Here is a 21,413-nt window from a genome sequence, read left to right on the forward strand (position 1 = left end):
TAGACTAAAAAGTTTCTTCCTTAAGTTGTGTAATGTCAGCCTGAGGAAGGCCAGTTGTCTGGGAAATAACATCAATAGAAATGCCAGCATTAAGTAGGTTTTTTGCAACTTCGATTTTTTCTTCTTGTCTACCTTTTTCGTGACCTACTTTAAGACCCTCATCAAATTTTTGAGCTAAAGCAGCTACCTCATCCATTATGCGTTTTTTCATTTGTTCATATGCTAGTAACTCTTCTTCTGACCAATTAAACTTATTCATCTCTTCATAAGCTCGTTTTATTATTACGTCACTACCAACTATTTTATCTAGGTCCTCTTCGTTTGTTTCTGCTGCATATCGAAAAAAGTAACACCATTTTTCTACTATATTTTCTAGTTGGTCTTCTTTTGTCTTTGTAAATTTTGGTAGTTCTATGAATACGAAGTAAAAATCCTTTAAGTCATGTTCAAAGCTATTTTGATCTAAAATGACATGATTAGATTTGTACTCAGCCTTATCTGGAAAAATAATACAATCAGCAACAGCTATGAAGATAATTTCCTTGAGATTATGATAATTATCACCTTGATCAGCTTGACTTGAGTAGGCTTTAGCAGCATAATATTGAGCACGCTTTTCGAAGCCTTTGGTCTTAGTGAACTGCATTTCTATAATATATCTGGAACCTTGAGAGTCTTTACAAAGAACATCGACAATACTCTGCTTTTTAGCGGCAATTTCAGGGTCCAAAATGGTAGCCAAGAATTCAACATCGTGAATAGCAGCTAAGCCAGTGAAGCCTAAAATATCGTTCAAGAAATGAATAAGGATATCTTTATTCTTTTCAGTGCCAAATATTCTTTTAAAGGCATAATCATTGCGTGCATCAAGAAACTTCGAAAGAGCCATAAGAAAGTAAGATAAAAAGCATTAATAATTATACACAATTGTGAAGAAATATTCAACCCTTTTGTTTTTCTAAGCTTTGAATGTGTTGATGAAAAAAAACATCTGTCAAAGATCACCTGAGAATTACATTTTAGGCTTTAGATGTAGTGTTAGTCATCGTTTTATAACTGCCTTAAAACCCTAGCAAATGAACTGATAAGCTATAAAAAGTTTCAAAAACACTTTGGTGTAGGCTCCAAAAAAATGCGAGTACAAAGACTCAAATATGATTACCTAACATCGAGAGAACGGGCTCCCTACACCTTGTATATGATAAAGATCTTGAAACTTCATCTCAACCACTATCGGCTGAGAGCCGAAAGGTTGGATATAGCGCTGGAAGCGCGGTGAGAAGCTAAAGCTACTCCAATCTTATACTAGATATAGAATGAGGCTGATGTGCATCTGTATGTTTATTGATGTACTCATTAATGACTTCATCTGTGATATGTCCGCTGGTAGCACTAAAGTATCCTCTTCCCCAAAAACGCTTTCCCCAGTACATTTTATTTAGCTCTGGAAATTCTTGTTGAACTTTGCGTGAAGACCTGCCTTTGGCTCTTTGAACAAAATCACTCACAGCTATATGAGGAGGTATTACTACGAATAAATGTAAATGATCTGATGATATTACTCCGTTTTCTATCTTAATCCCCATTTCTTCAGATACTTCTGCTATGATTGTTCGTATTCTCTCCTTCATAGCCTTAGTTAATACTCTGTACCGATATTTTGTAATCCAGACTATATGGTACCTATGATAAAATACAGTGTGTTTTCCTTTGTCATATTCCGTCATAACTATACTTTATAAAGTACAGTTATGACATTGACAAACTAAAGTTTCTCCACCTAGAAGGTGGAGGCTTGTACCATCTTATGGAAAGTCAATAGGATAGGCTTCTATTGCCTGAAACATAACATGTGTAGTGTTATATATTCTATCTCGAGCTTCTTTGGAAGTTTGATTATATTCAAGTCCACTTACAATTACTGCATTTATCATACTAGATAATACTATTGCTGTAGAAAGTTTACCACTTCCTGGAAGACCAGTGATATATATGAAAAATTTTGTTAGCTGTTTTTTTATGTCAACGTTTATCATATTATTTTTAATATTAAAACCTACAATTATAATAACATAAAAACAAGGCTTTAAAACATATGAAATATTACATAAAAAGTCGTTTTTATAGTTAAAATACTATGTAATCTAGAAATGTAAACTCTAATCACCTAAGGCAAGTTATTTTAACGTAGGTTCACCTTTTAGTTTGTAATAAACTTTTTTTTTCACGTATAAATCTTTAGAAAATTTTAGTCAAGAGCTATGTTATTAACAAATAGTGAGTTGAAAAGAGACCTAGTTAACGCCTATCAAATTTTATCTTATCTTAAATTAGATGATCATACGTATACTCATCTCTCTGTACGTTCTGAAGATAAAAAGTCATTTTATGTTTATCCGTTTGGTATACGTTTTTATGAAGTAGATGAAAGTTCATTGATGAAAGTATCGTTTGATGGGAATATAATTGAAGGCAAAGAATATCAATATAATAAAACTGGCTATGTAATCCATGGCTTCATTTATCAAGCAAGGAAAGATATTCAAGCAATTTTTCATCTACATATACCTTCTATTGTAGCAGTTTCTTCTCTCAAGGATGGATTAATCCCAATAAGTCAGTGGGCGCTGCACTTTTATAACAAGGTATCTTACCATGATTATAATTCCCTGGCACTTGATGATACAGAAGGAAAAAGATTAATAGCTGATTTGAAAGAAAATTTTGTAATGTTAATGCGCAATCATGGATCTATAACATGTGGTCAGACTATACAAGAAGCAATGTTTTATACGTATCACTTAGAGCAAGCTTGTAAAACTCAATGCCTGACGCTAGCAATGAATAGGGAGTTGTCAATTCCAAGTGAAGAAATTTGCTCAAAAGCCGTAAAGGATCTTCTGTCTTTCGAAAGCAATCTTGGTGAGAGAGACTGGCACGCATGGGTTAGGTTGATTAAAGGTAAGTTATAAAAGTTTCTGACTCTTCGATAGATATTAGATTTCTTGCATAACCAGCCAGTCTGAAATCCAATAATGGTTTCATACGCTGTAATTCATGTAAGAAGTCTAATGTCTCCATCTCTACTTAAGTTAACACCCTTAACTAAGCAGATACAAGTAAATAACTAGTAAGTTTTTTCAATCCTGCTCCACAGCAAATTTTAATGCTATGTGAGTAGTTATAGTACTGTTAACAATTAAAATGACAAAAATTAAGATGGTGATTAGTAGTGTATAAATATTCAAGGATAAATTTTCAAATTGAGTTAGCAATTTGAAATATACAAAAGTTGGCATTATCATTGGCAAAACAAGAATTTGCGACACTCCTGATGCTAAGTTATTTCGACCAATCATCAATGCATTTCCAGTAGCTGAAATATTAATGATTATCAGCGTATTAAATAATAAAGACACTCCAACTGCTATTGAATGTTCAATATTATTGCCTAGAATTGCAAAGCTGAACATGAAAGAAATCACTGAAATCGGTAACCCAAATAACAACCAGTGAGCGAAGATTTTATAAGCAACTATCAGCCTAGAAGAGAGTGGCTGTAAAAAGATTTGCTCTAATATTCCATCATGATAATCAGATGTAAATAAATTATTTGTAGAGATCTGCAAAACAAATGTAGCACATATCCATGTTAATGTTAATATGATTTCTTGTTTACTGTTGTTTTCAAGTGTATATGAAGATAAACTTAACATTATAATAAAAATACATACTATATAAGTAAGATTATTATCATTTATTACTAATTTTTTTACCAAACTAATCATACCAGGATTTTAAATGTTTATTATAAATTATAGTATTTACTTTGAGGGTAGTATAATTTTTTGTGTTTACAAGTTATATAAGTTTTAATATATTTTATTGATAATGCTATGGAAAAATTAATAAAAATAAAGTTACCGGAAGATTACGTTCCTTCAGAAAATGAAGAATATATGAACGTAAAACAACTGGAATACTTTAGCTTAAAGTTACAATCAATACTCTCTGAACTGGAGAAACAAGATCTAGAAGATAGTAGTATTTATTCTGATAGTGAAAATGGAGAATTAATTAAGCGACGAAAAGATAGAAAAGAAAAAATTAAGGAGGCGTTGGAAAAAATAAAATTAGGCATTTATGGTTACTGCGATGGAACGGGAGAAGAAATAGGAGTCGAAAGACTTAAAGCTAATCCGCTTGCTATGTATTGTATTGAAGAACAAGAGAGAATAGAAAAAGAAAAGAACGTTTATAACATTAATGATTAGAGCTTGTCCGGGAATTCAAGCATATTTCTCTCCTTAACATAACTCTACTCATAGCCAGATATATGAAATTTTCAGTGAGTAAATCTTATTCTTTCGATAGTCTTCTATTCCTAAAGCAAAAGTCCTTTCTACAACCCACCTTCTTGGCTGTACTTTAAATCCCTCATTGGTAGTAGCTAAGGCGGTGTGTCTTTGTTGACTTATAACCTACATGAAGGCCTTTTGACAATCTCAATATCCATACCATATTCTTCCTTTATATGATTTTTAAATTTTCTCCTTGGTATCCCATCACATTTTTTTAACTATAGTATATTTTTTTCTTACTTTCCTGTATGATACTCTGGAATAGCTTTCTATTCTTGTCCATTCCCTTTGACTTAGGTCTGCTGGATGCTTTTTTCTCATCTTTACCCAGTACTAAAACTTTAGGTATTATAGCCTTTTACTAATCCCTGGACAAGCTCTAGCTTCGGTTCTCTAATTGCATACAAGTCAATAATAATTTTTTTTGTATCATGAAAAATATTTTCTGATGTAAAATTCAGCTCTAATACAACCTTTTATTTACTATCATGTTGTTTTGTTCAATCAAAGAGTGCCTTATCGGCAACTAAAAACTAGTACTAAATTTCTAATTAACCCCTTTTAAATTAGTGTAGCCAATGAATATGTGGATAAATACGCCTACACACATTTAAAGTATTTATCCACATATTCATTAAGCTTATAAAAACTAAGGTATCATTTTTTCCCCCATAGCCTTAATGATTTTATATAAGTTAAAATAGCACGCTTCCATGGTTCTCTCCGCGGTCTGATATGGCTAGTTTATATTTTAGCCAAGCCGCACTATACTTGTTAGGCGGAAGTGGACGGCAACATGTAAACTACGAAGTCTATGCTTCAACCGGAGCTCTTGCTTATCCCTTCCATCGGCATTGCTATCTTTACTTTACATAAAATTATCTACTTTTTTGCATTTATTAGTAACAAAATTCTGTTTTGTTAACCAACATTTTATGCATGATTACAGACAACTTACGTGCTACAGCAACAATTGCTTTTTTCATACCCTTCTTTTTTGCAATCCTTAATCCCCAACTCCTCAATTTAAATGTCCTTTTACATTTTACTAGTAAGACTTGTGCAGCTTCGTACAGCATATTCCTACATTCTACTGGTCCCATTTTTGATATACTTCCATGCCTATCAATCTCTCCAGAAGCGTATTGTCTTGGGCTCAACCCCATATAGGCTCCAACTGTATAAGATGTTTCAAACCTATACGGATCATCTATTGCAGCTTTATATGTCATTGCTACTATAATACCAACTCCTGGTACAGTAGTTAATAATTTACAATCCTCGTCTTTTTTGCCTTGCTCTGAAAGTATTTTATCAAGCTTTCCTATTGATTCTTCTATTGTTTCTAAGCTATGTACTAATGCTTCAATTGAATTCTTGCTAATTTCATCTAGCTCATTAATTATTTCCTGCACTTTTAAAGCGAAACTTGCAGATCTGGAACGCTGATCAACTTTTATCCCGTGTATTTTCAATAACCCTCTTATTGTTCCCTCAATTTTCTTTCTGCTACATATTAATTGTCTTCTGCTCCCAAGCACCACTTTAATCTGGCAAGCTTCGTCTGATTTTACTAATACCTCTTTAAATAGCCCAGCTCTCATCATCTGTGCTATACCTCTTGCATCATTTTTATCATTCTTATTGATTCTTGCAGATAATGCTGCTGCCATATGCCTTGCATCCACACAAGTTACTGGTAATCCAAAATTTCTCAGCTCTTTGCACATTGATATTGATAGTTGTCCACTTTCTATTCCTATGGATTCGTATCCTTTGCTTTGGTCAAGCAGGTACTTAGCTATTGCGTCACTTTTGCTTGCAACAACTTCTTCTTTAACAATTTTTCCTTTCTCATCAACGATACTAATAAAAGTTTCTTTGAGTGAGACATCTAATCCGCTATAATACTTCATGAGACTGCTCCTACTGTAAAAGTTTAAATTATCTTTGAAGAACCAATTCATTGAATTTGTTACTTCGTGCTAAAATAATGGAGTATGTCTCTCCACCATTTAATAGCAATTACAGTATGTAAACTCTAAGATTATACCTATAGTGGAAATTCATGAAAACGCCTACCATAAATCCATGATGTGCTGCTTCACGTGCACTATTATCATAGACTACTGATCCTACATACTCAGAATGAACGTTATTAATTTTTTCAAGAACTTTTTTTAAAGACCTGCTAACTGTTTGCGCATCAGAATCAGATAGCTTCGCTATATCACCTTCCGGATTATTCCATATTCCTTTTTCTATTTCATAAAATTCCTTGCTAGTAGCAGAATCAAGTATCTCTTTAGCTTCCATATTAACAAAAATATCACCCTTTCCTTTATAGATCTGTACTAATCTAGATTTTATTCTATCTTGAATTTCATTCTTAATATTTAGGATCTCATTCTCAACATCCCGATCTCTAATCTTACTCCTATCTATATTCTTTCTTAATATGTTCTCCAACTCATTAACAGTAAACTGATGGCCACGCTTACCTTCTGAAATGGAAAATAAATCTATATTATTAATAGCATCTTCAGCATTTCCAATTTGACCATTTTTAACAATAGCTACTTTTAAAGTTTTTGAAGTATCAAAACTAAAATAAATCTTTTTAATATTTAACTTTTCTGCAATTTTTATATCTGGCAAAGTAGAAAAGCTCCCTAGGAAGAAGTGTGTAAAAAATCCTGCTTTTTCTACAGAGTGTAAATAAGATGGAATCTGATCCACAAATGACTGAAATCTCGGTTCAAAAGATTTAAAATCCTCATCTTGCTGGCTTATACCAACTTCTTTACTTGCTTCCTCTATCAATAACTGTATTAACTCAAAGTCTTGTGGTCTTACTTTACCCATGACTCTTTTTAAGCCTTTTGCAAGCTCTTTATCATTATCAATAATATTCCTCTCAAGACCAAAATTATAATGGTTTCGTTTACCTGGTGCACCAACATGAAATAACTGTATTTGAGTATTTCCATTACCATATTGAGTTTCAACCTCACCAGAAACACTAATCGTTGCGCTAAGCATTCCACTCATTGCTCTTATTTCAGGTTCACCTCCCCAAGTATCAGGGTTCCTCATGTTTTCCAAGTAACGCTCAAAATCACCTTCAACAAAATCTCTGAACTCATTTCTATAAGAACTTATGTGATCAACTACTCGATTACGAAATACGTTTCTTACTAAATTTGCAAATGTATCATCATAATTCGCAGCACCTAAATTCCGAACCAAACCTCTAATATGATCTAAATTTTGGGTTACAGTTCCATCATTTCCAAATAGTACTTCATACCTTTGTCGAAATAAAGCATCGTCGTTTCTGACGGGTATTAAGTAAGCCATAGTAACAGACCAAAATAAGCAACTACCGTCTCCTGGAACATCGATTCTCTTAACCTGACTTCCACTTTCGGAATCAACATCAGATCTACGATAACGCTTAAGTTGATAAAATTCTTTAGCTTGCTCTATATATTGTATTTGATCCGATAATTCGGTAATCTTTGAATTAACGCCTTCTTTTTTTAGGTGATCTGTTAGATATTGTGTCTTAAACATAAAGCCCCCTTCATTACATTATACCAAATCCACTATTTATTATCAGAGATATCAACAATATAAGCTATTTTTACCTGCATACTAACTTGGATATATAACATTTATATTATAATGCAACGCCTTTTTGACAGAAGCTAAAGTAGTAACAAGAAACCATCACCTGTTTTATAGAATTGCCTTATAATACCTTAATTGCCCAACCCTAATTGCTCACATGCTTTGCTTAATTTAACCTCAGTCAAGCTAGTAAACCCTTCAGCTGTAGACTTACCGTATGATAAAAATTTATTTAATGAATCAATATCTCTTTGCTCTAACACAGATCGTATATACTCCGCTTGCCTAGAATCCATAAATTCTTTAATTTGATCAGAATTAGCCTTATCTAATATTGCCCATACCGGTTCCATGTAATTTTGATTTACCCAAGGTACTAATAAACTTGTAACAAGAAAGCAAGATCTATTACAAACTTCTTCCTTCAGCACATAAGTACGATGGCTATCAAATCCCTCCTTTCTCCACATATGCATGAAAAGCTTTGCACCTTCACCAGCATAATATGAGCTGTTTTCTGTTTTTATATAGTGTAGCCAGACAAGATATTTATCTTCTGAAACATTACTTGGTTTCAAATAGTCAAACAATGCTTGAAATTGATCAAAGCGAAGTGCACCCTGTAGCGTGTTTAGACTACCATAATAACCATTTTCAGCTAAGTCTCTTTTTAGAAGTTCTGGATATTTATCAGGACTTATTTGACTAAAATAAAACTCGAATATTTCAGGATAACTATTACAACGGTTCCCTGCTACATATACTGCTGTCTTCATCAAGATTTCATCCTTTTTCTGTTCGCTCATCTCACTTTCAGGTAATGATTTTATTTTATTCCAGAAGAATTCCACTGCCTGCTCTTGCTTAAGACTCACAGCACATTTAAGCCCGTACTCATATGGATGACAGCCATCTAAATTTAGTTTAGAGATGTAACCACTAACAAAATGTGACCAAAAAACTATTAAAAGGTTGCCTCCTAGAGTCTTAACTAAGTGACCATACTCCAACAGACTGCTCTTACCTTGAGCTGATAGTTTATTTTTTCTCTCTTCAAATAGAGCAATAATATCTTCTTCCAGGCAATAACGACAGGCAATCTCATATCTTTTATCAGTACTAAAAGGACTATTTGAATTTTGCACAATCAATTTTTTACCTACCATTTGCCTATCAAGCTTAACTCCGTGTAAATTGTCTACTTTTTTCCAACAATCCTCGCTAGACAATACCTGTGCAAGAAAATTACGTCCTTTCTTGCCACTTTTTTGGTGCAGACGCCAATTTGCATAGCACCAGCGTTCAATTTGAAAAAGCTTAGATGCTCTATGGGGATCATCCTCTTTAATAGACGAAAACAAAACTTTTGGAATATCTGAACGCAACATAGCCACTACCTTAATTAATTAGATTATCAATTACATTTTAAGTATAGTATTCTATCTTTAAAACTTGTCAATCATTATTGTAGAAAATTTTCTAACCCAAAGTAGTTTTAGGCAAAAGTCTCTTAAGAAGGTCGGTACGGGATTTTTCTTTACCTTCAAATTCTGTTTTCATTATGAGTTTGCCTTAAATTCCTCCTTAAGAAAATTAGTATTAATCTAACAACGTATTTTACTAATAGCTTAAATAATATAGCCATTTTCAGTGCTCAAAACTAGGGACGGTGAGAACAATTTTTCTTGGAATCAGTTGGTCTACCGCTAGATCCGTGCGAACTTTTTTATATGGTAATTTCATTGTACGCTAAAATCAACTATATTAGCCTACTTTAGCCATGTTTACATACGAACTGTTTTGTATAACTTTGTTACAACAATTTCACATTCTTATTTACACAACGCCGCTTTTGTTTAAATTGTTCTCACAAAGGTAGGTACTTTCTTGTGATTTTTGGAAAGAGTAAATGATCAAACTCCTTATAATACTAATTAGTATGGTCTTTTCATTAAATTTATCCTCTCAAAAAGACTGTGCTTTATCCATCTACTTTAATAGTATCATAATATTTTACACCTAAACTTATTCTATAAAAATTCACAATAGGAATTAGTAAATAAATTATGTTTAAATCAATTGAACTTATGACATATAGCACATACAATATATTATCTGTTTATTTTAGTAGGGGATATAGGTATGTTTAGTTCAAAGCAGGCAGTACAATATAATTTATTTGGTAGTAACGGCCTTGAAGGCATTTCATCTTGTGAATTTGCACATTTTCCTGAAGAGGTATTTGAGATTAGCAGTGAAGAAAATCAAATAATAGATAGTTTAGGAAGCAAAATAGAAAATCTACAACAGGAAAATTTTGATCTTAAAAAAAATGTAGAGTTACAAAAACACTATAAGAAAGGAGTAGAAGAGTATTACGAAGAAGTAAGTGAACTTACCAGAGAAATGCAAACCCTAGAAGGAAAAATTAAAAAGCTTGAAGTTAAATTACAAAAAAGGACGAGAAGTTTAACTGAAAATGATCAAGACATCGAACAGCTAAAACAGAAAGTAGAAATATTATTATTAGAAACTCAGAACAAAAGTGATGTAATTAAGAACTTAAATAACCAATTAAAAGAGGCAAAGAATGAAATTCAGTTAACAGACAAAATAAATGAAGAGTTACAGCAAAAATTGGATTTGACTGAAGATGAGCTAAACAGAGTAAGAAAAGAAAGTACAGTGCTGATAAACAGTATAGAGGATTTGAAAGGTAATTATGAAAATCAGATACTAGAAAAAAAGAAGGAACTTAACGATATAGGAGATCAATTGTGTATTTATTTATCGGAGTATAAAGAGCTGTTTGCAGAATTCAGTAGCCTGCAGAAGGAAAACGAGAATTTAAAACAGAAAAATTTCTATATCAGTAATGAAGTGTCTCTTGCAGATGAAATAAACAAAGAAAACGTAAGAAAAGAAACAGCAAGACCTCAGTCTATACATGAAGTAGAAACCAGGTGTACTAAAGATAATGATGATCAAGAACCAACCTGGCTACGTAGAGAAGGAGAAAATAATCAACATGATAAAACAAATGAAGATAAAAACCTTGAAAATATCGATTTCGAGATTGGAGTATGGAATGAAGCTGATAATGAAAGTAGCGATGATCATAAATCAACTCGGCTATATGGAAAAACAGAAAATTGTCTAACAAGTGAAGATAAAAATCTTGAAAATACCGATTTCCCGATTGAAGTATGGAATGGAACGGATAGTGAAAGTGAAGATGAAGACAATGTTAGCCCTTGCCCTGATTATGATGAAAGTTTTGGTAGGCGTTACAGTCAACTATTCTACTATGCAGACATAATGCGCAAAGAAGATTCTTTTTCTTTAGCAAAAATAAAATTAAATGCAATAGAGATAAAAAAGTATGAAAGTATTTGGCAAAAAATAGATAAGATCCATGATGACCTGAATGTTTTGAATAACCGTGGTAACGACGAAGATTATGAGAAGTGCGAAAAAGAATTTGATAAAGTTATAAGTGAAGCACTGGAACAAGGAATAATGTTCTCTTTTCCATATAAATCTGATATATCCTTGGTAGATCGTATAGCTGACACATTGCAAAAGCTATATCTTTCTTACGATACTACTCGAATTTATGAATTTTTAGACAAAAAAAAGGTATTGCAGATAATATCAGAAGGTGCATTTTTAAATAGATTTAGCAATGAAAAGCATGAAGATATAGTAAACGTAATTTGTTCAGATAAAGATACCTTAGATCAGCGAAAAGCAAACCTTTCAAAGCTGAAGGAGTTAGCACTTGAAAGTATTATGAATAAAAGTGAGCAAATTGATGAATATGACTTTGAACTAGAAATAGATAATGGATATTTTTGTATAGGTTATCCACAAAATAGTACTATTGAAGTTGCAAGGGTATTTGAGAATGAAGAAGCTAAAGGTTTGAATCTAAACATTGGTGTACTTCAAGTTGGAAAAAGTATAATTAGAGTTGAAAATATAGGAGGAAAGAGAAATTATACAGAGTTCTCGGGAGATATCATTGAAATGCCTTTTACTACCGAAATAGGAGAAGTCTGTATTCATATATGTCCTAGTGAGAAAGATAGTAATAAAATAGAGGTGAGGCTTGTCGATGAAGTCAGATTTAACAAGTTAGAGAATAAATCAAGTTTAGGGCAGAGTTGTCTGTTAGGTGGGAAAAGTGTTTTAGCAGCCATAGAAAATGGGTATTTCGAAAGAAATAGTAGTGTTTTTAAAGAGTTAGGTAAGACTATTAAACAGTCAGATTGTACAATGGGAAATCCATCTAGCTTTGTAGAAGAAGTTAATAGAAATCAATTACTCAAAGTAAATGCAAGAGCATATTGTAGAGGATTGTGATAGTTGCCATATATTGCAGATATAAAAACTAAGAGGAGCGAAGATGCGTTTTAATTTAGAGCCAGGAGATACTTTTTGTGATGGTGAAAGTAAGCTTGTAAATGTCAAAATAAATGACGAAGAAAGAATTAACTTACCTTATATATCGTATGTCTTTGATCATGAGGAAAGTTTTATTATATCTAATTTTATGCTGAGACCGATGAACATAATACTAACTAATTCATCTCAAAGGCTAAATTTAAAGCTAGAAAAAGTAGGTGGTGATTACAAGCTGGCTTTGGTTGATGGCTCAGATCAATATTATTATGTTTACTACTATAATTCCAATATTTCCAAGATAGCTACTTTCAATTCTATACCTAGCAATTTCATAGAATATCGAGGTCAAGAATACATTCAGTCTTATGCTGGAGAATGTTCAGTCAATCTTGTGCCGCTAATAAATAGTAGGGTTCTAGTAGATCCAAAAGATATAATGAGTAATAAAGACGTAGATTTTGTCTTAAAAGAGCTTGAAAAGCTGCCTGATAAGAGACTTAGAATAGGAGTTGGAAAGAATTTTTTAAGGGGACCAGAAAAAGTTCTATCAAGTACTTATAAAAGTGCTGAAGTATATGGTATACGTGGTAATAAGATTGGGATATTGAATAATATTGCTACTAGCTTTAGTAATAAAAAATTAAAGCTATTCTCTGGAACTGTTTCTATCGATATAATAGATCAATTTGGTGCTAAGATTAGTCTTAAAAAGACTAATCCTCATTTTAGAATAAAAAAATTGAATAATGACAATTATGTAGGATGCCTGTTAAGTAAGTATGGTAAATGTGAGAGATTTTATGCTCTGACACCTGAGAGCTTTGAGCAAGAAAAACATACTTATATAGATTATGATTATGATTATGAGGAGTTTGAGCAGCAGAGTCATCATTTACACCCTTATTACTACTATTTACATAATTTAAAGGTTAGTATGAATCATAGAAAAATTGAAGAATTAGAGAAAAAAGTTAAAGATTTAGAAAATAGAATTGGAAATCTACAGTTAAATATAAAGTCAGCAGTAGCAATGCCTGGACCTCCTGGGCTAAGAGGTTTGCCAGGTCCTAAAGGGAATCAAGGCCATCCAGGTCTAAAAGGAAATCCTGGAGAGAAAGGTGAGCATGGCTATTCAGGTTCAAAAGGAGATAGGGGAATACCAGGACTAAATATAATTGGCGAAAAAGGAGATCCTGGAGAGATGGGATTAAGAGGTTTCAAAGGGGATGTAGGTCCAAGTGGTTTAAAAGGTCAGTCAGGTGCAAAGGGCGATAAAGGTGATAGTGGTATGAAAGGAGAAACTGGTCCTCAGGGAGTAGATGGAATGCCAGGTGTACATGGTCCTAAAGGTGAGAAAGGTAATGTTGGTCCAATAGGTCCTCAAGGACTACAGGGTTCCAAAGGCTACGTTGGTAGATCAGGTTCTCAAGGTGACAAAGGAGATACTGGAACTCCAGGTAGAGATGGATTGCCAGGTGCAAGTGGATTAAAAGGAGATATAGGTCCTATAGGACCTCAAGGCATAAAAGGTAAGCCAGGTATAAATGGAACAAAAGGTATTCCTGGTCTACAAGGCCCAACTGGATCAAAAGGTGACAAAGGTAGAGATGCAATTCCTGAAGAAGTTGCACAAAAATTAATTAATAATGGAACTATTGCTAATGAGGTGCTTGAATACCGTGACCAAGGCGGAGATTTAGTATTAGAGAAGCAAGTTACAGGAAGAATCATTAGTAATCAAGATATTCAAACAGGAATAGCTATTGCATTAGCTGATAACAGAATGGAAGAGCTAGCAGATGTGTTACTACGTGGTGCTAATCATACATTAGTAGAAAAACTTGCAAATAATACCGAGCTAACACAAAGCATTTCAGAAGAACTAAGGAAAAATCCAGGAGAAGTCCAAGGTCCAAAAGGGGAAAAAGGAGAGATAGGTTCTAAAGGTGAGAAAGGTAATGTTGGTCCAATAGGTCCTCAAGGACTACAGGGTTCCAAAGGCTACGTTGGTAGATCAGGTTCTCAAGGTGACAAAGGAGATACTGGAACTCCAGGTAGAGATGGATTGCCAGGTGCAAGTGGATTAAAAGGAGATATAGGTCCTATAGGACCTCAAGGCATAAAAGGTAAGCCAGGTATAAATGGAACAAAAGGTATTCCTGGTCTACAAGGCCCAACTGGATCAAAAGGTGACAAAGGTAGAGATGCAATTCCTGAAGAAGTTGCACAAAAATTAATTAATAATGGAACTATTGCTAATGAGGTGCTTGAATACCGTGACCAAGGCGGAGATTTAGTATTAGAGAAGCAAGTTACAGGAAGAATCATTAGTAATCAAGATATTCAAACAGGAATAGCTATTGCATTAGCTGATAACAGAATGGAAGAGCTAGCAGATGTGTTACTACGTGGTGCTAATCATACATTAGTAGAAAAACTTGCAAATAATACCGAGCTAACACAAAGCATTTCAGAAGAACTAAGGAAAAATCCAGGAGAAGTCCAAGGTCCAAAAGGGGAAAAAGGAGAGATAGGTTCTAAAGGTGAGAAAGGAGGTCCAGGTGCGAATGGATTGCAAGGTCCAAAAGGATCAGATGGGTTGCCAGGACCTAAGGGAGAGATAGGTTTGCAAGGACCTAAAGGTAAGGTTGGTAGATCTGGTCTTAAGGGTAGTAAAGGAGATATTGGTCTAACGGGAATACCAGATTCCAAGGGAGAAGATGAAATAGGTGCTGCATTAGCTGATAAGTTTTTGTATGAGATAAAAAAAGTAAAGAATGAAACTCTGAATGCTAAAGATTCAGCAGAGGTAGCCAAAAATGCTTCAGAAAGTTTTGCTAAAGAAGCTAAAAATGCTAATGATAACATTATAGAACTACACAATAAAACAGAAAACCTCACAAAGAAAGCTGAAGTTTTCTGCAATGCTAGCAAAAAATCTGCAAGTGATGCATCTGTCTCAGAATCTAATACTAAAACTTTTTATAGTCAAACACAAAAGATGTTCTGTGTAATACAGCCTGATGATAAAAGTTGTGTTATAGAGAAAAGAGATAAGAGGGAAATAATAAACTCACCATTGACAAGCGGAGCAAGCAGACCAACTTCATTTATATCTCAAGTAATAAATTTCTTTTACCCTGCGGCAGGACAGGATGAATATAAAATAAAAAATGAAATACAGGAAGTGGCAAAAATAATAGATGCAGCAGATATTGTAACAAAATTTGAAGAAGTATTAGGAGAAACAGCTGTGAAATGTGGCATTTCAAAGAAAAGTCTAAATTTTGATCCAGTAGAACTGCAGTCAACCATTGTCAGTAAGTCATTACTTAATGATGAAAATCATAACGAGTTGTTGAAGTTCTTGTGTGTAACTGCGAAAAAATCACTCCCTAATTACAAACAAATTAGTAAATGTTTGTCTACTTTTAGAGATCATATGGAAAAAAGATTAAAAGACAATGAGCAGCAAAGAGCTCTCGTTAATACTGAAAAAATAGTGGCAGATAATGAGCAGCCAAGGAGTTTTATGACTTATGTTGCTCCTCCTAGTAGCCTCAGTGCCATTAATCAGCAAGTTGTTGGTTATTTAAGGTAATAGCATGAAAAAGTATACATTTGAAATAGACGATAAGAATTCACTTTATAAAAAGCTAATTGAGTTGCCTACTACATATTACAGATTAAAGCATAATAATAGCAAATATACTATCCATTCACACATTGGTACGGCTGAGCTGGGTGATGATACTAGTGGTTTAAAGTTAAAGAAGCAGGGTGATAAAATATTTTTATATAAAGGATCCTCGCCTCTGAAGGTGCACAACACAAATAGCGAAGTAAAGGACCTAGTTATAGAGCAAGGAGATATTATTAGTGAAAAAAAAAGTGATATTTTGGAAACGATTAAAACACAAGAAATAAATATTGTATTGAAGGAAGGGAGTGGTATCTCAGACTTTGCTCTCGGATTATCTTATTTTAATGATGATTTGAGTACATTAACTGGAATGTTGTCCTTCATTGATTTTTATAATGAAGATGATCCAGCACTACAGAAGATCAAAGAAGAAGGTAGGCTTTATTTTACAATAGAAGAAGATAATATCTTTGTATCAGACAAAAATGGAAACTGTCTTCCGGTGTGTAAAGATGGTAGTTGCTATAAATATCAATACACAAAAAATAAACATGATATAGAAATCAGTGAGATATCAAAAATAATAGAAAGCTTAACTAAGACTAAGGAGTGTAGTATATCAGAAACAACAGAAAGTTCAATCAAGGCCGGACAGAGTTTGACTTTGCAGCAAGAAGAGAAGTTATCGGAGGATGATATGTATGAAGCAGAAAATGGTAAGTGTATATCTACTTTACCGAAAATTGTCTATCATATGTTCAACAATGAGTTTCTCATACATAACCATACTACAAAAGAAAAAGAGGTAGAAATTCCTAGAGATTTTCATTACCTTAAAGTTGTTCAGTCCAGTAGTAATGATGATTATCAATTAACATTTTGTAATTTCTTAGGTAATGAGTTTTTTGAACATAAAAAGTATGATCCACAATACTCAAACGTTTCAGATGAATATAAGTATATAAGTTTAAACTGTATGAGAAAGGAATATAAACCAAATTTCTGCAAGTTGCTTAATCATAAGCCATCGTTTTTTATCACAGAAGGGACTGCTAATCCAAATTGTCCATGTCACTACTCAGCTGATATATATGAATTAACAAGTAGTGAAAAAGGTAGGAAAATGGCTACATTAATTGACCAATCTTACTCTTTAAACGAGGATTGTGATTGTTATACAAACGTAGAAGTATTGCTCTCATAAAATCCTAATTCTGGGGAGTGTTAAATAAACTGTGTCAAACCGAATTTTTAATTCAACTCAATTTTTAATCGACTAGGGAAAAAAATATCAAGTTGAGACATAGTCAAAGCCCAATCATGTATAGGCATATTCCATTTTTCCCCTGCCTTCTTTATAGCACAATATACCTGTTTATACAAGGCATTTGTGCTAGTAAATGAGCCCTTGGTTTTAGTAAATTTTCTGATCTGTCTATGTAGTCCCTCAATAGGATTTGTGGTATAAATTAATTTTCTCACAGGGCCAGAATATTTAAAATAACTAGACAGATTTTCCCAATTATTCTGCCAAAACTAAAGTATATTTTTCTCCCCATTTTTCCTCTAGCTCAAGCAAATAGTTTTCGGCAATTTCTCTACTTGCAGCACGGTATATTTTTTTCAAATCATTCATGAAAATTTTCACATCTTTGCTCGATACATATTTCAGTGAATTTCTTATCTGATGTACAATACATAGTTGTACTTCTGCTTTAGGAAACACACTGTTTATTGCTGTAGGAAAGCTTTTTAGCCCATCTACACATGCAATCAGGATATCTTCTACTCCTCTCTCTTTGAGGTCATTTAGCACTCCCAACCAGAACTTCACTTTCAGCCAAATAAAAACCTAATACTTCTTTTCTGCCATTTTGATTTATGCCCAATATATTATACATACATTTACTTATGCAATGTCCGTCCTCCTTGACCTTAAAAAACATGCCATCCATGAATACTATTGGATATACAGATTGCAGCGGACGACTACGCCATTCGTTAATTACCGGTAACAATTTGTCAGTAATACTTGATATTTCTGCTGCAGATATTTTATGGTCATACATCTCTTCTACATGCGACGCTATATCTCTATATCCCATGCCACTGGCATATGTACTTAAAACCTTTGCTTCAAGTTCGGGATTTAGGCTTGTTTGCCTTTTTCTGACTACTTGTGGCTCGAAACTTCCTTCCCTATCTCTTGGTGTCAATAGCTCAAATGAACCTGCACTTGTCCGTAAAGTCTTTGAATTTCTTCCATTTCTTCGGTTATTTTCTTCGCTTTCAGCCGACAACTATCTCACCTTCCAGGCTTACCTCTAGCAGTTTTTTTATAAATGGTGTTAATGCACCGTCTCTTCCCGTCAATGGTCTTCCTTCTCGTATAGACGATAAGACATTTGTTTCTAATTCTTTATAGTCTACCAATCCGGTAGTTCTGTTTGCTTGACTCATTGTCAAACCTCCACTTTTTGTTTCTATTTTATTTTTACTTCTCGGTTTGACACAGTTTATTTAACACTCCCGACTTAGTTAAAAAAATCAAGATTTTCAATAATTTACCTCAAATCTAATCCATAATTTCGGTTTAAAGAATGGATAGTAGGACGCTCTACTTTTTCAAGCCTAGTATTAGGTTCTAAATTACTGCACAATGCAAAACTTACACAAGCTAACCCGGCAATTCCAATAACTATCCCTAGCATAGGCATTTCCATAATATAAAACATAATACCACTGACCAATACCACTGCACCAATAACTCCAGCTAAAATGGGTTGATTTGATGATTTTTTATCCTTGGTAATACTAGATCTAATATGAAAATATGGTTCAGTTTGAGATGACCTATTTGGCTCTTGCATATTAGTTTGCATAAAAGTATTTTGGTCTTTCTTATTGATTTTACAGATGGGTTGATTTGTATGACGATTTTCTCTGTGCCACTCAGTGTTGTTTTCTGTATCTTTCTCAAATATATTAACGATTTCTTTTTGTTCATCAGTAATAAAATTTAAAGAATTTTCTTCGTCTTTGTTTTCCTCTTTTACACTGGTTTCACATATGAGCTTAGGATCTTTGCTTCCTGTTGAAATATTTTGGGTTTCTTCACTATTTGAAAACATAGGTTTGTGTATTTCAAGATCTCCACAGTCTTTATTGATACCCTCACATCTAGTTTCAACATTACTACTTGCAGCTTCAACTTCTATATTCATATTTCTTCAAATCCCTTGAGAATCTTTGCACTTTCTCTGCAATTATGTTTATTAGCATAGCCAAGTAGTGTATAGCTTGTTTCTTGGCTTTCTGCTCTCTCTACTTTCACTTTCTGATTGAGAATTTCTTTTAAAATACCATTCTTTTTAGAAGCTTCTAGAACTGCTCTAATAGCTTTACTATCTTCCTCTAATATGCAGTATACCAGTGCCGTGTAAGTTATTGTTAGACCATTTGGCAATTTTTGGATCAATTCCTCGCTAAGAACATCCTTTAAGATTCCTTGATTTATTGCTTCTTGTAAAAGCTCCTCAAAAGCTTGATTATTTTTATAGAACACAGAGTGGCACAGTAGCGTCAGAGTCCCTTCCTTTTTCTCATCCTTGTAAATTATTTTTTTTGTAAGAAGTTTCTGCGTGTTGTAATTAGATTTATTAAATTTTCCACTAATATTTTCACCGTTTTCTATCTTCTTTAACAGCTTGAAAAGCTTTTTTTTATCTTCATTGGTAAAATTATCCTGATCATCTGCCAGCTCATAGATTATATTTTTTGCGTTCTTAATCTTTTTAAACTTTGGCATTACTTTCCTTGCTCTACAATATTTAATTTTATAAATTAGTTATATTAACAACTTATTAATTGTTCAATTAGGTTGCTAATCCATAAAATTTCTCCAATTGGTTACTCCATAACACCGGTATTTCCCTCAAATCAGCTAACTTCAAGCCTCTTGGTTGTCTCCCATTTACTATGTCTTCTTTAATTTTCGGAGCTAAATAATTTAACCTCAAAATTTGCTGTATTCGTCTTGCACCTATATTAATTTTGATACTCAGTTCTTTCACACTTCTATATTTCCCTTCTTCTAGCTGGCGTTTCCACAGATGGGCTTTTACCACTGCTTTGAGTAACGCATTATTTGTTTTCCCTTCTGGCTCTACTACTGTGCATTTATTTCCTTTCTTTTTTATTGGTATAAATTTTTCCTCTGATTCAGAACGTAACTCTATTCCATCTTCTTTTACCATTACTTCCTTTATTAACTTTCTCACTACTTCTTTTTGCTTTCCAAAGCTTAAATTTTTCCATTCTTCCGCTTTTTCTCCCCACTTTTCATATAGCTGTTCAGCTTTCTTCATCACTTCTTTTTCCACTTCTCCGGCTATTACATTTCGGCTTCCTGATTCACAACCCTTTCCCCTTAAATGGTTATTGCACACATAATATCGGTACCTTTTATTTTCTTTTTTTGAGTATGTCAGCGTCATATTTACATCACAGCTCTTGCACTTAATTATTCCCCTAAGTAGCGCTTCCTCATATTTTGCTTTTCTATATGATTGATTCTTTATCAATTCCTGCGCTTTTTGCCATTTTTCTTCTTCTACTATCGCTTCATGCTTTCCCTCATACTGTTTGTCATAATGCCTGATTTTTCCCATATATATTGGGTTTGTTATTATTCTTCTCACCGTCGCTTTTTTAAAGATATCTGATTTTGTTCTGTAACCTTGACTATTTAGCTTCCTTGCCAATTCTGCCATTGACTTCAGCTCTATATACCTCTCAAATATATGTTTTACCAACTTTGCTTCTTTCTCATTTATTATTAATTCTTTATCCTTTACATTATATCCAAGCGGCAAAGTTCCTCCCATCCAGAATCCCTGCTCCTTTGATGTTGCTATTTTATTTTTTACTCTCTCTACTATCATTTCTCTTTCTAGTTGTGCTGCTCCTGACAATACTGTTTGTACAAACTTTCCCATTGGCGTATTATTATCAAATATCTGCGTTACTGCTACAAAATTTACTCGGTGCCTTCTAAAAAATGATGTTACTTCTATGCTGTCTTTTGTTTCTCTTGAGAGCCTATCGAGCGTATATACCACTACACAATCTATCTCTCCTCCTTTAACATCTTCAAATAATTCCTTTATCGCTGGTCTTTCTAAGTTCTTTCCTGAATACCCTCCATCATCGTACCTTTTGGCCAATGCTACCCAGCCTTCTTTGCTCTTTATATATTTCTCACATGCTACTCGCTGCGTATCTAAACTGTTAAACTTTTGTTCTAGACCATCTTCATTTGATTTTCTTGTATATATCGCACACCTTACCTCTTTTAGCATTTTATTCTC

At 33.4% G+C, this 21,413-nt stretch carries 14 protein-coding genes and 3 pseudogenes; 5 read left to right on the forward strand and 12 right to left on the reverse strand.

Features of this window, described 5'->3' with window-relative positions; translation table 11 throughout:
* Positions 1 to 4: 4 nt before the first annotated feature.
* The 3 genes and pseudogenes from AAGD63_RS05670 to AAGD63_RS05680 all read right to left on the reverse strand — a co-directional run.
* Positions 5 to 889, reverse strand: a complete 885-nt coding sequence (locus AAGD63_RS05670; RefSeq protein ID WP_250120258.1) for an Rpn family recombination-promoting nuclease/putative transposase — start codon at positions 887 to 889, stop codon at positions 5 to 7.
* A 400-nt stretch (positions 890 to 1,289) separates the two neighbouring features.
* Positions 1,290 to 1,727: an IS200/IS605 family transposase gene (gene tnpA, locus AAGD63_RS05675; RefSeq protein WP_006279552.1), complete on the reverse strand. Its 438-nt coding sequence runs from the start codon at positions 1,725 to 1,727 to the stop codon at positions 1,290 to 1,292.
* Between the two features lie 87 nt (positions 1,728 to 1,814).
* Positions 1,815 to 2,036: pseudogene (locus tag AAGD63_RS05680) on the reverse strand (hypothetical protein); the annotation flags it as partial.
* A 225-nt stretch (positions 2,037 to 2,261) separates the two neighbouring features.
* Here AAGD63_RS05680 and AAGD63_RS05685 point away from each other — a divergent pair.
* Positions 2,262 to 2,972, forward strand: a complete 711-nt coding sequence (locus AAGD63_RS05685) for a class II aldolase/adducin family protein (RefSeq protein WP_341813319.1) — start codon at positions 2,262 to 2,264, stop codon at positions 2,970 to 2,972.
* A 168-nt stretch (positions 2,973 to 3,140) separates the two neighbouring features.
* Here the strand turns inward: AAGD63_RS05685 and AAGD63_RS05690 are convergent, their stop codons facing one another.
* A complete protein-coding gene (locus AAGD63_RS05690) occupies positions 3,141 to 3,788 on the reverse strand; it encodes a heme exporter protein CcmB (RefSeq protein WP_211908024.1) in 648 nt (215 codons plus the stop codon).
* Between the two features lie 108 nt (positions 3,789 to 3,896).
* On the opposite strand from AAGD63_RS05690, the gene AAGD63_RS05695 reads away from it, so the two are divergent.
* Positions 3,897 to 4,274: a TraR/DksA family transcriptional regulator gene (locus tag AAGD63_RS05695; RefSeq protein ID WP_007302671.1), complete on the forward strand. Its 378-nt coding sequence runs from the start codon at positions 3,897 to 3,899 to the stop codon at positions 4,272 to 4,274.
* On the opposite strand, the pseudogene AAGD63_RS05700 reads toward AAGD63_RS05695, so the two are convergent.
* The 4 genes and pseudogenes from AAGD63_RS05700 to AAGD63_RS05715 form a co-directional block, all read right to left on the reverse strand.
* Positions 4,264 to 4,598, reverse strand: a pseudogene (locus tag AAGD63_RS05700) (IS5 family transposase); the annotation flags it as partial. The gene AAGD63_RS05695 and the pseudogene AAGD63_RS05700 sit on opposite strands and share 11 nt — an antisense overlap.
* A 662-nt stretch (positions 4,599 to 5,260) precedes the next feature.
* The gene (locus AAGD63_RS05705) at positions 5,261 to 6,328 is read right to left on the reverse strand and encodes an IS110 family transposase (protein ID WP_264337368.1); all 1,068 of its coding nucleotides are present in this window, start codon (positions 6,326 to 6,328) and stop codon (positions 5,261 to 5,263) included.
* A 58-nt stretch (positions 6,329 to 6,386) separates the two neighbouring features.
* Positions 6,387 to 7,937: an OTU domain-containing protein gene (locus tag AAGD63_RS05710; protein ID WP_341813320.1), complete on the reverse strand. Its 1,551-nt coding sequence runs from the start codon at positions 7,935 to 7,937 to the stop codon at positions 6,387 to 6,389.
* Between the two features lie 188 nt (positions 7,938 to 8,125).
* Positions 8,126 to 9,382 carry a hypothetical protein gene (locus tag AAGD63_RS05715; protein WP_264376371.1) on the reverse strand — a complete coding sequence of 419 codons (1,257 nt, stop codon included), beginning with the start codon at positions 9,380 to 9,382 and terminating at the stop codon, positions 8,126 to 8,128.
* Between the two features lie 754 nt (positions 9,383 to 10,136).
* Here AAGD63_RS05715 and AAGD63_RS05720 point away from each other — a divergent pair.
* Genes AAGD63_RS05720 through AAGD63_RS05730 form a run of 3 tightly spaced genes read left to right on the forward strand, consistent with a single transcriptional unit; the run spans position 10,137 to position 17,248 of the window.
* A complete protein-coding gene (locus AAGD63_RS05720) occupies positions 10,137 to 12,359 on the forward strand; it encodes a hypothetical protein (RefSeq protein WP_341813321.1) in 2,223 nt (740 codons plus the stop codon).
* A gap of 43 nt (positions 12,360 to 12,402) precedes the next feature.
* A complete protein-coding gene (locus tag AAGD63_RS05725) occupies positions 12,403 to 16,002 on the forward strand; it encodes a collagen-like protein (RefSeq protein WP_341813322.1) in 3,600 nt (1,199 codons plus the stop codon).
* Between the two features lie 4 nt (positions 16,003 to 16,006).
* Positions 16,007 to 17,248: a hypothetical protein gene (locus AAGD63_RS05730; RefSeq protein WP_341813323.1), complete on the forward strand. Its 1,242-nt coding sequence runs from the start codon at positions 16,007 to 16,009 to the stop codon at positions 17,246 to 17,248.
* 47 nt (positions 17,249 to 17,295) lie between these two features.
* Here AAGD63_RS05730 and AAGD63_RS05735 read toward each other — a convergent pair.
* The 4 genes and pseudogenes from AAGD63_RS05735 to AAGD63_RS05750 all read right to left on the reverse strand — a co-directional run bounded on the left by AAGD63_RS05735 (position 17,296) and on the right by AAGD63_RS05750 (position 21,404).
* Positions 17,296 to 18,504 (reverse strand): annotated as a pseudogene (locus AAGD63_RS05735) (IS256 family transposase).
* A gap of 104 nt (positions 18,505 to 18,608) precedes the next feature.
* Complete coding sequence (locus tag AAGD63_RS05740) at positions 18,609 to 19,268, reverse strand: hypothetical protein (protein ID WP_341813324.1); 660 nt, start codon at positions 19,266 to 19,268, stop codon at positions 18,609 to 18,611.
* Positions 19,265 to 19,852, reverse strand: a complete 588-nt coding sequence (locus AAGD63_RS05745; protein WP_341813325.1) for a hypothetical protein — start codon at positions 19,850 to 19,852, stop codon at positions 19,265 to 19,267. The genes AAGD63_RS05740 and AAGD63_RS05745 overlap by 4 nt, the downstream gene beginning before the upstream one ends.
* Positions 19,853 to 19,919: 67 nt before the next feature.
* Complete coding sequence (locus AAGD63_RS05750) at positions 19,920 to 21,404, reverse strand: recombinase family protein (RefSeq protein ID WP_341813806.1); 1,485 nt, start codon at positions 21,402 to 21,404, stop codon at positions 19,920 to 19,922.
* Between the last annotated feature and the right edge of the window lie 9 nt (positions 21,405 to 21,413).

Origin of the sequence: Wolbachia endosymbiont (group B) of Germaria angustata, assembly GCF_964026725.1 — a bacterium.
GTDB lineage: Bacteria > Pseudomonadota > Alphaproteobacteria > Rickettsiales > Anaplasmataceae > Wolbachia > Wolbachia pipientis_C.

Excerpts from the sequence above, each read along its gene's own strand:
- AAGD63_RS05730 (WP_341813323.1), top strand. The coding sequence starts at position 16,007 with ATGAAAAAGTATACATTTGAAATAGACGATAAGAATTCACTTTATAAA.
- AAGD63_RS05695 (WP_007302671.1), top strand. The coding sequence starts at position 3,897 with ATGGAAAAATTAATAAAAATAAAGTTACCGGAAGATTACGTTCCTTCA.
- AAGD63_RS05720 (WP_341813321.1), top strand. The coding sequence starts at position 10,137 with ATGTTTAGTTCAAAGCAGGCAGTACAATATAATTTATTTGGTAGTAAC.
- AAGD63_RS05685 (WP_341813319.1), top strand. The coding sequence starts at position 2,262 with ATGTTATTAACAAATAGTGAGTTGAAAAGAGACCTAGTTAACGCCTAT.
- AAGD63_RS05710 (WP_341813320.1), bottom strand. The coding sequence starts at position 7,937 with ATGTTTAAGACACAATATCTAACAGATCACCTAAAAAAAGAAGGCGTT.
- AAGD63_RS05745 (WP_341813325.1), bottom strand. The coding sequence starts at position 19,852 with ATGCCAAAGTTTAAAAAGATTAAGAACGCAAAAAATATAATCTATGAG.
- AAGD63_RS05705 (WP_264337368.1), bottom strand. The coding sequence starts at position 6,328 with ATGAATTGGTTCTTCAAAGATAATTTAAACTTTTACAGTAGGAGCAGT.
- AAGD63_RS05740 (WP_341813324.1), bottom strand. The coding sequence starts at position 19,268 with ATGAATATAGAAGTTGAAGCTGCAAGTAGTAATGTTGAAACTAGATGT.
- AAGD63_RS05725 (WP_341813322.1), top strand. The coding sequence starts at position 12,403 with ATGCGTTTTAATTTAGAGCCAGGAGATACTTTTTGTGATGGTGAAAGT.
- AAGD63_RS05690 (WP_211908024.1), bottom strand. The coding sequence starts at position 3,788 with ATGATTAGTTTGGTAAAAAAATTAGTAATAAATGATAATAATCTTACT.
- AAGD63_RS05670 (WP_250120258.1), bottom strand. The coding sequence starts at position 889 with ATGGCTCTTTCGAAGTTTCTTGATGCACGCAATGATTATGCCTTTAAA.
- tnpA (WP_006279552.1), bottom strand. The coding sequence starts at position 1,727 with ATGACGGAATATGACAAAGGAAAACACACTGTATTTTATCATAGGTAC.
- AAGD63_RS05715 (WP_264376371.1), bottom strand. The coding sequence starts at position 9,382 with ATGTTGCGTTCAGATATTCCAAAAGTTTTGTTTTCGTCTATTAAAGAG.
- AAGD63_RS05750 (WP_341813806.1), bottom strand. The coding sequence starts at position 21,404 with ATGCTAAAAGAGGTAAGGTGTGCGATATATACAAGAAAATCAAATGAA.